This window comes from Mesorhizobium monacense, from assembly GCF_056781675.1.
Genome location: NZ_CM165567.1, coordinates 802,688 through 816,360, shown reverse-complemented (window position 1 = coordinate 816,360; position 13,673 = coordinate 802,688). Strand labels below are relative to the sequence as shown.

Annotated in this window: 12 protein-coding genes and 2 pseudogenes; 10 read left to right on the top strand and 4 right to left on the bottom strand. The window is 61.5% G+C overall.

Annotation, left to right across the window (positions count from 1 at the left end; genetic code table 11):
• Positions 1 to 140: 140 nt before the first annotated feature.
• Positions 141 to 617 carry a transcription elongation factor GreA gene (greA, locus tag AC1RUK_RS03885; protein WP_436173015.1) on the bottom strand — a complete coding sequence of 159 codons (477 nt, stop codon included), beginning with the start codon at positions 615 to 617 and terminating at the stop codon, positions 141 to 143.
• Between the two features lie 272 nt (positions 618 to 889).
• Positions 890 to 1,435 carry a tetratricopeptide repeat protein gene (locus tag AC1RUK_RS03880; protein ID WP_481836711.1) on the bottom strand — a complete coding sequence of 182 codons (546 nt, stop codon included), beginning with the start codon at positions 1,433 to 1,435 and terminating at the stop codon, positions 890 to 892.
• 180 nt (positions 1,436 to 1,615) lie between these two features.
• On the opposite strand from AC1RUK_RS03880, the gene AC1RUK_RS03875 reads away from it, so the two are divergent.
• The 7 genes and pseudogenes from AC1RUK_RS03875 (at position 1,616) to AC1RUK_RS03845 (ending at position 8,034) form a co-directional block, all read left to right on the top strand.
• Positions 1,616 to 2,041, top strand: coding sequence for a DUF3775 domain-containing protein (locus tag AC1RUK_RS03875; protein WP_006202487.1), 426 nt, complete (start codon positions 1,616 to 1,618; stop codon positions 2,039 to 2,041).
• A gap of 76 nt (positions 2,042 to 2,117) precedes the next feature.
• Positions 2,118 to 3,020 carry an extensin-like domain-containing protein gene (locus AC1RUK_RS03870; RefSeq protein ID WP_481836712.1) on the top strand — a complete coding sequence of 301 codons (903 nt, stop codon included), beginning with the start codon at positions 2,118 to 2,120 and terminating at the stop codon, positions 3,018 to 3,020.
• A gap of 113 nt (positions 3,021 to 3,133) precedes the next feature.
• Positions 3,134 to 3,958 (top strand): extensin-like domain-containing protein, encoded by an 825-nt coding sequence (locus AC1RUK_RS03865; protein ID WP_481836713.1) that lies wholly within the window; start codon positions 3,134 to 3,136, stop codon positions 3,956 to 3,958.
• A 74-nt stretch (positions 3,959 to 4,032) separates the two neighbouring features.
• Positions 4,033 to 4,741 (top strand): annotated as a pseudogene (locus tag AC1RUK_RS03860) (LssY C-terminal domain-containing protein).
• A 102-nt stretch (positions 4,742 to 4,843) separates the two neighbouring features.
• Entirely contained in the window at positions 4,844 to 6,154 is a 1,311-nt protein-coding gene (locus tag AC1RUK_RS03855; RefSeq protein WP_481836714.1) for a hemolysin family protein, read from the top strand.
• A 372-nt stretch (positions 6,155 to 6,526) separates the two neighbouring features.
• On the top strand, positions 6,527 to 7,135 hold the full coding sequence (locus tag AC1RUK_RS03850; protein ID WP_481836715.1) for a 2-hydroxychromene-2-carboxylate isomerase: 609 nt from the start codon (positions 6,527 to 6,529) through the stop codon (positions 7,133 to 7,135).
• Between the two features lie 227 nt (positions 7,136 to 7,362).
• A complete protein-coding gene (locus tag AC1RUK_RS03845) occupies positions 7,363 to 8,034 on the top strand; it encodes an HD domain-containing protein (protein WP_481836716.1) in 672 nt (223 codons plus the stop codon).
• A gap of 601 nt (positions 8,035 to 8,635) precedes the next feature.
• Here the strand turns inward: AC1RUK_RS03845 and AC1RUK_RS03840 are convergent.
• Together AC1RUK_RS03840 and AC1RUK_RS03835 are read right to left on the bottom strand one after the other, a co-directional pair.
• Positions 8,636 to 10,354: an adenylate/guanylate cyclase domain-containing protein gene (locus AC1RUK_RS03840; RefSeq protein ID WP_481836717.1), complete on the bottom strand. Its 1,719-nt coding sequence runs from the start codon at positions 10,352 to 10,354 to the stop codon at positions 8,636 to 8,638.
• Between the two features lie 240 nt (positions 10,355 to 10,594).
• On the bottom strand, positions 10,595 to 11,770 hold the full coding sequence (locus tag AC1RUK_RS03835; RefSeq protein WP_481839589.1) for an aminopeptidase: 1,176 nt from the start codon (positions 11,768 to 11,770) through the stop codon (positions 10,595 to 10,597).
• 209 nt (positions 11,771 to 11,979) lie between these two features.
• Between AC1RUK_RS03835 and AC1RUK_RS03830 the strand changes: the two genes are divergently transcribed.
• The 3 genes and pseudogenes from AC1RUK_RS03830 to AC1RUK_RS03820 all read left to right on the top strand — a co-directional run bounded on the left by AC1RUK_RS03830 (position 11,980) and on the right by AC1RUK_RS03820 (position 13,337).
• A complete protein-coding gene (locus AC1RUK_RS03830) occupies positions 11,980 to 12,249 on the top strand; it encodes a hypothetical protein (RefSeq protein WP_481836718.1) in 270 nt (89 codons plus the stop codon).
• A 30-nt stretch (positions 12,250 to 12,279) separates the two neighbouring features.
• Positions 12,280 to 12,576, top strand: a pseudogene (locus AC1RUK_RS03825) (substrate-binding domain-containing protein); the annotation flags it as partial.
• A gap of 473 nt (positions 12,577 to 13,049) precedes the next feature.
• On the top strand, positions 13,050 to 13,337 hold the full coding sequence (locus tag AC1RUK_RS03820) for a hypothetical protein (protein WP_006201471.1): 288 nt from the start codon (positions 13,050 to 13,052) through the stop codon (positions 13,335 to 13,337).
• The last annotated feature ends 336 nt before the right edge of the window (positions 13,338 to 13,673 follow it).

Below are 13,673 nucleotides of genomic sequence, written 5' to 3'. Positions count from 1 at the left end.
AGATTTGGCGAAATCATCGGTGAAGGCGTCCTTCTCCCCGCCACTATACGGGGAGAATTGCCCGGCAGGGCGATGAGGGGCGGCGCCATCCTTGGATTGGAATAGCGCAATTCAGAAACAAATCCTGCCCCTCAAATTCCCTAGATGAACTGCACCTGGACGATCTCGTACCCCCTGGCACCACCGGGCGCGTTGACCTCTATGGCGTCGCCGACTTCCTTGCCGATGAGCGCGCGGGCAATCGGCGAGGAGATCGAGATGCGGCCCGACTTCACGTCGGCTTCCTGGTCGCCGACGATCTGGTAGGTCTTCTTCTCTTCGGTGTCCTCGTCGACCAGCACCACCGTGGCGCCGAACTTGACCTTGTCGCCGCTGAGCTTGGTGACGTCGATCACCTCGGCCCGCGCAATCAGGTCTTCGAGCTCGTTGACGCGACCCTCATTGTGGCTCTGCGACTCTTTCGCCGCATGGTATTCGGCGTTTTCGGAAAGGTCGCCATGCGAGCGCGCTTCGGAGATCGCCTCGATGATGCGCGGCCGCTCTTCCTGCTGGCGCCAGCGCAGTTCTTCCTTCAATGACGCGAACCCCTCGCCTGTCATCGGGACCATGTTCATCATGCCTGACCTTTCCTGCCGCTAGCCCCGCGTTTCGGGGATAGCCTTGTCGATGGGTACAAAAAGAAAACGGTCCGGCAGCCTCGGGCTAACGGAACCGTTTCACCGCAATTTGGCTGAATATAGCAATCTTCGCACGTTTTTCACGCCCAAAAATGGGTTTTTGAAAAATCCCCCGCTGATTCCGCACCTGACGCTGCGGCAAGTGTGCAGGAGGCAACAAAAAACCGGCTGCGATCGCCCACAGCCGGCCCAAAGCATTCGTCGCGGTCGAATCAGCTCCGCATGAAATGGTCGATCTGGTCGGCCAGCATGCCGTATTCACGCGAACCCTTGCCGGTGCGCTTTTCGATCTCGCTGAGCTGTTCGCGGGCGCCGGCGAGATCGCCCATCTGCAGATGCGCCTCGCCGAGATATTCGCGCACCAGCGTATAGTCGGGGTTGATGCGCAGCGCTTCCTCGTAATAGCCGAGGCCGACGGTGATGCGGCCGGAATGGCGATGCGAATAGCCGAGATAGTTGAGGATGCGCGGATCCTGCTTGTTGGCGGCAAGGCTGAGCACAGCGATCGCCTCGTCATAGCGCCCGGCCATCGCCAAATCGTGGCCCGCTTCATAGATGTTGTCGTCGTCCAGCATGCCGTATTTCGGCGTGACACACTTCTTCAGCTTCTTGTCCCAGACCTCACCCTTTTTGCACTTGGGGGTGTCGCCACCGCCACCGCCACCGCCGCCACCGCCTTCACCAGCCGTGAATGCGGGCGCCGCAAACAGCGGGAGGGCGGCAACAGCCATGACCTGAATCAACAAACGTCTGCGCATCGAAGCCTCCTTGAGAATGACAATGCGATACTAACGCAGGTGCCATGCCGTTTCATCCCGGAAAGAAACAGCGGCCGCCAACATTTGCAGTTTGACGCCCGCTAACCGAAGATGACGTGACGAATGCTGTAAATCCGCTATCATCCGGCAAACGGCCAATGGAGCATGCGGAGAAGGCCTGTGCAGCAGCGCCTCGAAAGGGAATGGGAGCTTTCGATCGGCCCGGACACCGTGCGCCTGTTCATCCTCAAGGCGAAGGCGCTGAGCGCTGCCGTCAATGAGGACTATGCCGACGGCGCCGAGCATGAGATCGAGCTCGACGGCCAGTCGCACGACAACCATCACCATGACGGTCTCGCCGAGGAAAGTTCGGAAAACCTGACCGAGGAGGAATTTCGCGAACTGATCAACGACCTCAATGTCGACGAGGCGGCCGAGCTGGTCGCGCTCGCCTGGGTCGGCCGAGGCGACTACGACGCCTCGGAATGGGCCGATGCGCTGGCGGCGGCGCGCGAGCGCGCCAACAAGCGTACCGCGAAATATCTGCTCGGCATGCCGCAACTCGCCGATTGGCTGGAAGAAGGACTGGAAGTGATCGGCGCGTGACATTGCGGTTACCGATCGTGATCGGCCGAATGCGCTTTCCGAGGCAACTTCCGCACGGCCCCGCCGTTTGGGGGCGATGGCGGCGCTGACCCTCCCAGGATTTTACAGATTGGCGCTGCCTTTGGCGGCGGCGATGCTATTGGCGGGGCCAGCGCTCGCCAAGGCTCCGAAACTTCCTGAAACCGTGCCGGTGCCTGAACTCAACCAGCCGGGACCAACGCCGGAACCCGAGCCGGCGGATGTTCCGGTTCCCGAGCCGCGCCCGACCGACGCGCCGTCCGGCACGTCCGAACCGCCGGCAAAGGCACCCATGCCTGCCGAAAAGCCGGCGCAGGCAGTGCCGCCGGCTAGCGCGCCGAGCCCGCCGGAGAAACCGCCGCAGGAGAAAAAGACCCTTCCGGACCCGAGATCGGCTTCCGTTCCCGCCCCGGAAATGCCCGAGGAGGAGCTCGCCTGCCGCAGAAGGCTGAAATCGATGGGCGTCGACTTCGAGGAACACAAGGCCAAGCACGATCAAGCGATCGGCTGCTCGATCCCCTACCCGATCACCCTGAAGACGCTCGGCAAATCCGTCACGATCGCCCCCGCCACCGAGCTCAATTGCGCCATGGCCGAGGCGTCGGCGCGCTTTGTCGCCGATGTGATCCAGCCCGCCGCGAAAGCCGAATTCGGTGCCGATCTGAAGTCGATCGGCCAGGCTTCCGCCTTCGTCTGCCGGCCGCGCCATAACGGTGGAAAGCTGTCGGAGCACGCCTTCGGCAACGCGCTCGACATTGCCAGCTTCACGCTCTCGGACGGCAAGAAGATCGAAGTTGGCCCGGCGCCGCCCGAAAAGGAGGGGAAATTCCTGAACGCGGTACGCAAGGCGGCCTGCGGGCCGTTCAAGACCGTGCTTGGCCCGGGCAGCGACGCCGACCATTCGCTGCACTTTCATCTCGATCTCGAGCCGCGCCGCCGCGGCGGCACTTTCTGCCAGTAACGCTTCCCCATCGTTGAAGCCGCAATTCGGCCGCAGGGATGAACGCCGGCGCTGATTTTTCCTTTACTCTTGGCGACTAGACTTGTGCCATCCGGGGACAGGGATGCCTTTCAATGGCCGGAAGATCTGGCGCCATGTTTGCCATGGCACGGTACAAGAAACATGCGCGCATCGCCGTCGGGCGACTGGCGACAGTGCTTGCGATCGCGGCGGTGTCGGCCTGCACCACCGGAGATGTCTTCTCGCTCCAGCCCGCCGTCGATGTCGGGAGCCAGACCGCCGCGGTGCCCGCCGCCGTCCCGGAATACCAGGGCATGCAGCGCCTCGTTCCCTCCAACCCCTATATGACCGCCGCCTATCCGCGCATGGATGAGCCGATGTCGCCGCTCGAACAGATGCCGGCCAGCGAGATCGATTGCCGCAGCGAGCTCAAGCGCCTCCGCGTCGCATACACCGATGTTGCGCCGATCCATGAAGGACAATGCGGCATCGACTATCCGGTCAAGGTCTCGGCCATCGGCAGCATTCAGATGAAACCCGCCGCGACGCTGACCTGCGACATGGCCGCCACCTTCGCCAGCTGGACGAAGAACGAACTCGTGCCATCCGCCCGCTGGCGCTATTTCTCCGGCGTCAAGACCATCCATCAGGGCTCCAGCTATTCCTGCCGCAACATCGCCGGCGAAGGTGTGTTGTCCGAGCACGGCAAGGGCAATGCGCTCGACGTCATGAGCATCGAGCTCAACAATGGCGACGACATCGACGTGCGCAAGCCCGGCCTGTTCGCCTTCCGCACCCGCGGCTTCCTCAACACCGTGCGCGCCGACGGCTGCCAGTATTTCACCACCGTGCTCGGCCCCGGCTACAATTACGACCACCGCAACCATTTCCATTTCGACATCAAGAACCGCAAGAGCGGCTACCGCGCCTGCCGTTGATCCCAGGCTGATGTCCTTTGCCCAAGGCTGGCAACGCCGCATAGAATGATGCCGTACATGTTTGGCGGTATCGGATGAGCCAACGCACCCTTCGACGACGCGCAACGATCTGGCTGGCGGGCGTTCTGCGCCTTCTATCTGGCGTTCGCCTATTTCGCAGCGCCCGAATTCTGGACGTGGCGGGACCGCGGCTTCCGCACGCAGCGCTTCGAGATGATCACGCATACGCCGCAAGGCATCCCGGGCGACCCGATCAATATCGGCCTTGTCGGCACTGAGAAGGAGGTCGTCCACGCCTTCGCCGTCGCCGGTTGGGACACGGCAGACGCCGTCACGCTGAAGACCGCGATCAAAATCGGCGAAAGTGTGCTGTTTGGACGCCCCTACCCCGATGCGCCGGTCAGCCGGCTGCTGTTCGAGGGCCGCGCCCAGGATCTGGCCTTTGAGAATCCGGTCGGCGACAGCGCCGACCGGCGTCACCACGTCCGCTTCTGGCAGGCCGACGCCCGCGGTGACGACGGTCGACCACTCTGGCTCGGATCCGCCAGTTTCGATCGCGGTGTCGGCCTCAGCCACGACACCGGCGCCATAACTCACCATATCGGTCCCGACATCGATGCCGAGCGCAACTTCCTGATCGGCGACCTCCGCGCCGCCCGCATGCTGATTTCGACCAGCGAGATACCAGGTGTCGGCGCGACAAAGACCGGCCGCAATGGCGGCGGCGATCCCTATTTCACCGACGGCAAGGCAGTGATCGGCGTGCTCATGCAATTGCCTTGAGATCATAGGTCCTGGATCGGATTGAAATGGTCGTGAGCGTGATCTTCTAAAAATCATGGCTGACTATTTTCGAAGACCGCGCCGCAATGCTATTGACCGCGCATGCTTTACGTTGAAATCGCCACCGTGGTCGTCCTCATCTGTGTGAACGGCCTTCTGTCGATGTCGGAACTTGCCATCGTCTCGTCACGGCCGGCCCGCCTCAAGACGATGATCGACCGCAACGTCAAGGGTGCCGGCCGCGCGCTGGCGCTTGGCGCCAATCCCGGCAAATTCCTGTCCTCGGTGCAGATCGGCATCACCCTCGTCGGCGTTCTGTCCGGCGCCTTCTCGGGCGCCACGCTCGGCGCGCGGCTGGCGCAGTTCCTGGCATCGACCGGTATTCGTGAAACCGTTGCCGACCCGCTCGGCGTCGGCATTGTCGTTGCCGCCATCACCTTTGGCTCGCTGATCGTCGGAGAGTTGGTGCCCAAGCAGATCGCGCTACGCGATCCAGAACGCGTTGCCGCGAGGGTCGCGCCGGCGATGACCATCCTTGCCACGGTCGCGGCACCGCTCGTCTTCCTGCTCGACATTTCCGGTCGCGCCATATTGTGGCTGCTTGGCCATCGCGGCGAGAGCGAGGAGAAGGTCACCGACGAGGAGATCAAGATGCTGGTCGCCGAGGCCGAGCATCACGGCACCATCGAATCCGACGAGCGGCGCATGATCGCCGGCGTCATGCGGCTTGGCGACCGCGCCGTGCGCGCGGTGATGACGCCGCGCACCGAAGTCGACTGGATCAACCTGCAGTCCGACGAGACCACCATCCGCAAGCTCTTGGTGGAGACCCAGCATTCGCGCCTGCCGGCCGGCGACGGCGGCGTCGATGCCATGATCGGCGTTGTCCAGACCCGCGACGTGCTGGCGGCGATCCTCGGCGGCAGGGCGCTGGAGCCGCGCCGGCACGTGCGCGCCGCCCCCATCGTCCATGACCAGGCCGATGCGCTCGACGTGCTGTCGAAGCTGAAGGAATCGGATGTGCCGATGGCCCTGGTCCATGACGAATACGGCCATTTCGAAGGCATCGTCACGCCGGCCGACATCCTGGAAGCCATCACCGGTGTCTTCCGCGCCGACCTCGACGCCGGCGAGGAGGAAAACGCCGTCAAGCGCGAGGACGGCTCATGGCTGCTTGCAGGCTACATGCAGGCCGACGAGATGGCGGACATTCTGGGCATCGACCTGCCGGAAAACCGCGATTACGAAACCGTCGCCGGCTATGTGCTGTCGCACATGCATCACCTGCCGGCGACCGGCGAATGCGTCGACGCGCAAGGCTGGCGCTTCGAGGTCGTCGACCTCGACGGCCGCCGCATCGACAAGCTCATCGCCACCCGACTTACAAGTGGCCACCGCGAGGTGGCGCGCTGACTTTCGGAATGTCGGCTTTTGACCGAAGCAGACGTACGTCTTCCACAACGCGAACGGCAGCTTTGCGCAGCGTGGCAGCCATTCCCCCGGTCGCGTCCATTCACCAAAAGCGGACATCGCCACCGTTTCGGCCGCAGCTTCGGGGCCCGATAAAATTGGCGCGAAAATCCGCGACGGGAAGGAAACCTTGTATCGGAAACATCTCCAATAGCCCTCGTCAGCGTCTCCGGCATAAATTTGGCGCGCCTTCCAGTCACCAACGAACCTGTCGTGATTGGCGATGCTCACCGCGTTTTGTAGCGAAATGATATGAACTCCACGCCTTGCATGATAAATTCCGCAAGCGTCCATTGAATGGCGGTGGGGCAGTTGATGAAGCATGTCGACTTCTTCTATTTCTTCGGCAGCGGGTACGCGTACCTCTCGGTGATGCGGATCGGAGCCCTGGCGAAAGAGGTCGGCGTCACCGTGAGTTGGCGCCCCTTCAACGTCCGCACCGTGATGGCCGAGAACAACATCGCGCTTCGTACCCAGACCGCGAAGGTCAAATACATGTGGCGCGACATCGAAAGACGTGCCTCGATTGACGGGGTCCCCTTTGTGAAGCCGCCAATCTGGCCGACCGACCCTGACCTGTTGGCCAATCGGGTCGCGATGGTGGCGGCCGAAGGCGGCTGGTGTGAGGCCTACACCGTTGCGAGCTTCAGATCGTGGTACCTGGAAGGGATGGCGCTTGGGGATAGACGTCAGCTCGATCACGTGCTGCATTCACTCGGAAAGGATGCCGACACCGTAATTGCCGAGGCAAATGGACCCGCCGCGCACGAACGCCTTAAGTCGGAAACGGATGCTGCTCGTGAATATGGCATCTTCGGCTCACCTGCTTTCGTCGTTGACAATGAGACGTTTTGGGGAGACGACCGTTTGGAAGAAGCTCTGGCTTGGGCCAACGGCAGCCATCGTTTGCAAGCTGAAAGCTAGCGATCACTCGAGGAGGCTACATGGCTCCTCCATCCTCTTCAGCCAAACAGAATGAACGGTTGTCGGAGTACGGTCCACAGCACCATCAGCGGACCCTAGGTTCGCCGAACGGGACGAAGCGCGTTCCTCGCGTGGATGGTAGTCTATTTGAAAATGCTCGTGTGCGAGAACACGAGCAGCTTAGTATGTCTGGAGCAACCTTTGCTCTGCTTCCGCGGCGAGATCCTATGACCGAACCACGTGTGGTTGAGTTGATCGGGAAGCGCATTACGATCACCGATACGATGCGTGCTGACGTCGTGGCTGAGCTTCCCGAGATAGAATGGATCTCCGACTCGACGTTGCGCCAGAACGTCACGGACGCCTGGGCCGCGGCGCTGGCCGCCAGCCCTTTCTCTCGCATTTCAGAAATGAAGCCCTCTGGCAATTACGACACGCGCCCGCTTCGCCACGGAACCCAGGCTGACCATTTTCGCTCGGTCACCCGCATGGCGGTAAAGATCGCCGAAGAGATGGCGGCGCTGTTTCCCAGCTTCCGCTATGACCGCGACGTCCTGATCGGCGGCTGCCTCTGCCACGATATAGGCAAGGTATGGGAGTTCGACCCCGAAAACGTGCGGCGGTGGAACGCCGATCCGCGCGCAAACGGCAGGCCGTCGATCCGCCATCCGGCCTTCGGCCTCTACATCTGCTTGGCAATGGGACTGCCGGAGGGGATCGCCCATTGTGCCGCAGCTCATTCGGGCGAAGGCGAGTTGGTGCAGCGCAGCCTCGAGAACACCATCCTGCACCAAGCTGACTACACTTTCTGGCGCGTGGCGGACGCTGGGGGGCAGCTAGCTGAAAGCGATCCTTGGCTGGACGGCGAACTGGCAGCCCAAAGCGGGGCGAAGATATGATGGCGGGGCAATTCGCCGTGCGCTGATGAATAATCAGCTAGCCTCCACGTCCGCTTTGAACAGTTCGAGCATCAAACCTTGGAGTTTGAATGTCCGGTATCGTTGGTGGGCTCAACAGGTGAATGCAACACACTAGTCTTTTGTCAAAGATGGAGTGTGAGGCATGAAGACGTCGCATTTACTACTCGTCAACTCAGCGGTCTGAGATTTGGGATCGCTGGCGGGCTGGCGAGTCGATGAGTTCGATCGGCCGACGGTTTGATCGAGAGTCTTCATCGATCTTTTCGGTGATCTCACCAACCGGTGGCATTCGCCCGGCCGACCGTCAACGGACCGAGGCCGATCAGTTGAATCCGCCACCCGAAGCGGACGTATGTCTTCCACAACGCGAACGGCAGCTTTGCGCCGCATGTCGGCCGTTGAGGTGATCTTTGCTGTTGCCCGATAGCAGACGTTGCCGGCGACCACCCTGGACATCGTAGTCGCGTCATGAGCGGCCATTCCCTTTTCGATCGCAAACGACCGGAGTCGACCCGTTGCAGACTTCGACAGTGTGTGTGCTGAACGGGTTGTCGTTAGCGGCAGACCGTCGCCACCGATCTTATGGCGGCAAACCTGCTTCCCTTAGCAAGCGGCCAAGCTCCCGAGCCTTCTCAGGATCGCGGTAACACTCGCGGCTGGTGAAGTTGGAGGCCGTTAGAGCTGCCTCGCTGCCGACAGCTTCCCTGACCATCCGGCCGGCTTCGTCGGATCGATCGAGCGCCACGAGCGCGGCCGCCCGATAGAGGCGCGATCGAGTGGTCTGAAACGTGAGTTTGCGGAGGGATTCAATAGCCTCGGCATAGCGGCCCAGCGCATAAAGAGCCACACCCCGTTCCTCAACGCACCACACAGGAAGGAACGGGTCGAGCATCTCGGCTTCGTCGAGCAAGGACAATGAACGCCCTGCTTCGCCCACACAGGTAAAGACCGCGGCGCATCTTGCCTTGATGTAGGCATCCGTCGGGTTCAATTCCATTGCTCTGCGGCTGTGCGCCAGGGCCTCGTCGAAGTTGCCACCCATAAGTTCAAACGCGCCCATGATCCGGTTTGCCTCGGCATCGCAGGGGTCAAGCTCGAGCGCGCGGCAAATGTCCCGTCGACCTTGCTCGGGGTCGAAACCCGGCAGCCCTGACGCTGCGCAGACCCTCCACGCATAGGCGGCCGCGTAGTGCGGATCGGCCTCGATCGCCTTTGAAAGCCAGCCGACGGCCTGGCGAGCATTGTCGTCGGTGACGCCGCCCAGGCGGTGATGATCGAGCCCGCGCAAGAGGCAGTCGAAGGCGGTCATGTTTTCTGGCGGCTTTCGGCGCGCCGCCACCATGGCTGCGTCCTCCATCCGTCCGGATACCGTCGCGGCGATCCTCGCGACGGTTCCATCAACCAAAGCGAGAATTTCCTCGAACGGACGCTGGATCTTGTCGCTCCAGACCACCGTCCCCCGGTCGGTTTCCGACAGCGTGAGGCTGATCGAAACCCGCTCTCCGATCTTGCGCACCTGTCCCTCAAGCACATATCGAACGCCCAGAGCCTCGCCGACCCTCACCGGATCCGGGTGGGAGTCCGCAACCGCGAAGCTCGCACTCCGCGAACTGACCGAAAGACGCCGAAACCGCCCCAGTTCGACAATAAGCTCCTCGGTGAGGCCCTCAGCGAGATAGCGCTGGTTCTCGTCGTCGCCCGAAACCCGGAAAGGGAGCACCGCGACCGATGCCGGCCGCCGTTCCGTCGTGATGACCAGTTGCGTCGGCGCCGACTGCAGCCGATGCGCTCCGATCTCGCCGCGGACCCGATAGAGGTGCACCGATTCCGTAATGTTCTTGAACGCCCGCTCGCCCATATCGTCGAATATGAACGCAGAATTGCGGCGGACATGATCGAAGAGCGCACCGCTCACATAGATCGAGTCTGGTTCGGCTGCCGCCTGTATGCGCGCCGCGAGGTTGACGCCGTCTCCGACCAGATCATCGCCCTGCACCACGACATCCGCGATATGGAGACCGAACCGCATCCTCAAAGGTTCGGTGTCGGGCTCTTGCGCGCCTGCAAGCGCGCTGCGGATCTCGAATGCACTGCGCACGGCGTTTACGGCGCTCGGAAATTCGGCGAGGGCCCCGTCACCCGTCGTCTTGAAAACCCGGCCGTCGAGCAGATCGACCTTTTCTGAAATGAGGGCCTGACAGCTAGCCAAGCGTTCCGCGGTTTGCTCCTCGGCTCGCTCCATCATTCCGGAATAGCCGACGATATCGCCTACCATCAGGGCGGCCATTCTGCGCTTCATGGGCGAAGCTCCTTCAAGGGGCGACCAATCATCACCCCAGCAGGCGGTGCCGTCGTCGCGGACGCGGCGGTCTGGGAGTGTAGCGCATTGCAAAGCCGGCCGCATGGGGAAACGCGCCCTGCGAACGTCTCGAGGAGATCGCCAAACCTTTAAACGCTGAGACGATGGGCGTTTGTGTGAAGCCCGGGTTCGCACCCTTTTCGCGACCTTCAGGTGGAATGAGGCGATGACCGGAATGGGTCAGTTCACGTCGATGCACGCAGCCCGACTGTGGGTCCGCTTCTGACATTCCGAGCCTCTAAGCCGCAAGTCCGCCAACGGCCCCCAATCTGACACCGGAGCATTCCAGAGACAGGGCTCCCCTGCTTGTTGAAGTCGATCACACGTAGCGACAGCCTTGAGCGCTTTGGCACGGGAAGGTTCGTGCATATCCGCAATCCGTCGAACAGAAGCGTAGAACCTGGGATAATCGCCGGAGCACAAGTCGAACAAGCGAAGAAACGCCGGAACCTGTTCGCCGTAGACAGCAGTCGCGGCGAGCTTTGCGTTGTTGATCGGGGCATCGAACCAGGCGTCGTATCCCCGGTATCCTGCCCAGAGCTTGACGCGCATTTGCCGGTAGCGCATCTGCAGCTTGTCGATCGTAGCTGCTTTGGCAGCCGCCATCTGCTCCGAGGTACGGGAGCTTTCATAGACCTGCCTTAACTCGTCCCGAGTTTCCGACACCAGTCCGAGAAAATCGGCGCTGCGCTTGCGATCGGCTTCGTAGCGGCGCAATCCGGCGTAATCGCCAGCTGCGCGGAGCCATTTCCTTACACCGGTGGTTTCGACAGCAACTGCGAAAGCCTCATTGAATGCTGAGTCGTCATCGACATAGATGCGCTGATGCGCCAGCTCATGAAAAATGAGGCTTGCGAGATACGTGTCATCCTGACGGAGCATGGTGCTTAGTAGCGCGTCACTGGACCAGCCCAGCGTGGAATATGCGGTGACGCCCGTGACATAGACGTCCAGCCCCTGTTTATGAAGCTCGACAGCGCTCTCAGTCGCGGATTTTCGGGCAAAGTAACCCCGGTAGGGAACGCAGCCAAAAACCGGAAAGCACCATGTTCGTGGCGTGAGCGAGAATTGCGGCGCGGCAAAAACGGCCCAGGTCACGGCGTCGCGATGGATGTCGACATAGCTGCGGTAGCTGTTGTTTTCGGGCAGTGCCAGTTCATATGTCGCAAACCGTCTTATGGCGCTCGCCGACGTCAACTTGGCACGCAATGCCTCAGGCGTCGAAGAATCATGAATCAGTTTTCCAACATTTTCGCGCGCCGCCATGATCTGCACATGGCCCTCCAGCGACTGCGCGTAGTAGGAAATGCTTGTGCAGCCGGTCACGCCGGACGCCATAGTCACCGCAGCAAGCATCCGAAGAACGCGCTTCACTGTTTGCCCACCCCTTGCTCATCTCCCCATGCAGCAAACGTCTCGATCCCCCGCTCTCAAACAGGCGCACCAATTTTCGTCAAGAGCTGCGGGGCAGCGGGTCGGACTTTCGACTTTGGCAGGGTTGGCAATGCGGCCATTCGCCTGAGATTGACGGAAGTCCACCGCGGTATCGGCGGAGCCACGAATCTATGTTAAGCCGCCGCTCAACCAACCAAAGGACGACAGCTGTGAGCGAACCGACCGTGGCCCAGGCGACCGAGAGCATCTATGCCTCGCTCCGGGCCGACAATGCCGACATCGACGCCCATATCGCGACGCTCAAGGCGGCGCTGGCACTGGAAGGGATAAAACAGGCGGTGTTCGATCCGACCAAGTTGGCGCAGAACAACCGCTCGGGCCGCAAGTTGATGCAGGCTTATTTTCGCCAGCGCGGCGTGAGCGTGAGGTTTTCGGACTAGTAGAACCGCGCCCGCCGCCTGGGTGCGGGACAGGTGCTCTATGCCTCGAACGACATGATGGCGGCCGGCGCGCTGATCGCCGCCAAGGTCGCGGGCAAGGACGTCAAGATCATCGGCACCGACGGCCTGCCGGGTCCGGCTGGCGGCATCGAGGCAGTGGCCAAGAGCGACTGGGCGGCGACCTTCACCTACCCGACAGGCGCCAAGGAAGCGATAGAGATGTCGAAGAAGATTCTGCTCGACTGCGCGACCTCCGTGGACACGACGGTGACGGTGGAAACGACGGCGATCACGGCGGAGAATGCCAAGCAGATGATGGGGAAATGAGGGGGCGACTGGCCCGGCACTGATGTTGATACGCAAGGCCCCGGAAGGGGCCTTGTTGTATTTTGAGGCCAAGGCTGGTTGTGCCGGAATGGCCGTTTTTAAGCTAAAGGACACCTTTGTCCCGCGCACTGTGAATGGCCGCTTCGCGCCGCTTATCGGACATTGAGACCAGCGTCGCTGTGCGCTCAGAAACGGACCCTTGCGATCCAGAATCGGCAGCTGGAGGACCACCAAGCGCGCCAACGAGCAAGCGCGCCGAGCAGCAGACGCGCTCGGCCGAAGAGTCTAGCATCTGGTCGGTGATCGGTCGGGTCCCAAGCCAATTTCCGGCTCCCGCGCTCCACGTTATTGCAAGACGTTCAAATTTGAGCTTCCGCACTCATGCTTTGTCGAGAGTATCTCCTTAAACCTTCTGCGCCGTAAGCCGTTCTGAATCGCCGTCGGCGAGGATGACGACGAAATAGGAGAACGCAATGACTCGCAATCACGTTGAACGTCTTGGAGAGTTCAGGGAAATCCTGGTCGCGACTCGACGCGAAGGAGTCCGTAACGTGCACCATACCCGCGACGCAATGCGGGCAAGTGGCTTTCAGATCGGGGACAGCGACGGCTCCAGCTACGGAGCCGAGCTGAAGGCGCTCCAGGAGGAAATTGAGGCAGTCGATCGCGCCATCGAAGACGAGAAGCGGTTGGCCTTGGCCCTCGAGAGCGCGGCTCAATCCCGCCGACCGACTAAACCGAGAATCGTGAAGGGAACATAGGGTCAGGTACGGCCCTTGGCGCCCGTCGCGTCGATCGCCTGCGGTATGGTGTCGGGCTCGCCGCCGCCGTGGTGAGCGCCCTGAACGTCATCCGTTGCCATCAAACGTCGGGAAGGGACGGCCGAAGCTGCCGATGTCGCTGACTGCTCAGCCTTCATCTTCCTCGTCGATTTCGCCGTCTCCATCGTTGTCGATGCTTCGCTAATCTTGTCGCCAAGTGTTCAGCAGTGATGATTGGCTCGGCATGTTTTGCGACAGAAGGAGCAGTGTTTCAGTGTGAATTTTTGACGCCTATCGCTATCCGCCTTCGCCTTCCTCACCTATGATTGATCACCG

What these genes read in the sequence shown, in the direction of transcription:
- greA (WP_436173015.1), bottom strand. Translation starts at nt 617, where the DNA reads ATGATGAACATGGTCCCGATGACAGGCGAGGGGTTCGCGTCATTGAAG.
- AC1RUK_RS03880 (WP_481836711.1), bottom strand. Translation starts at nt 1,435, where the DNA reads ATGCGCAGACGTTTGTTGATTCAGGTCATGGCTGTTGCCGCCCTCCCG.
- AC1RUK_RS03870 (WP_481836712.1), top strand. Translation starts at nt 2,118, where the DNA reads ATGGCGGCGCTGACCCTCCCAGGATTTTACAGATTGGCGCTGCCTTTG.
- AC1RUK_RS03865 (WP_481836713.1), top strand. Translation starts at nt 3,134, where the DNA reads ATGGCCGGAAGATCTGGCGCCATGTTTGCCATGGCACGGTACAAGAAA.
- AC1RUK_RS03855 (WP_481836714.1), top strand. Translation starts at nt 4,844, where the DNA reads ATGCTTTACGTTGAAATCGCCACCGTGGTCGTCCTCATCTGTGTGAAC.
- AC1RUK_RS03850 (WP_481836715.1), top strand. Translation starts at nt 6,527, where the DNA reads ATGAAGCATGTCGACTTCTTCTATTTCTTCGGCAGCGGGTACGCGTAC.
- AC1RUK_RS03845 (WP_481836716.1), top strand. Translation starts at nt 7,363, where the DNA reads ATGACCGAACCACGTGTGGTTGAGTTGATCGGGAAGCGCATTACGATC.
- AC1RUK_RS03840 (WP_481836717.1), bottom strand. Translation starts at nt 10,354, where the DNA reads ATGAAGCGCAGAATGGCCGCCCTGATGGTAGGCGATATCGTCGGCTAT.
- AC1RUK_RS03835 (WP_481839589.1), bottom strand. Translation starts at nt 11,770, where the DNA reads ATGCTTGCTGCGGTGACTATGGCGTCCGGCGTGACCGGCTGCACAAGC.
- AC1RUK_RS03830 (WP_481836718.1), top strand. Translation starts at nt 11,980, where the DNA reads ATGTTAAGCCGCCGCTCAACCAACCAAAGGACGACAGCTGTGAGCGAA.
- AC1RUK_RS03820 (WP_006201471.1), top strand. Translation starts at nt 13,050, where the DNA reads ATGACTCGCAATCACGTTGAACGTCTTGGAGAGTTCAGGGAAATCCTG.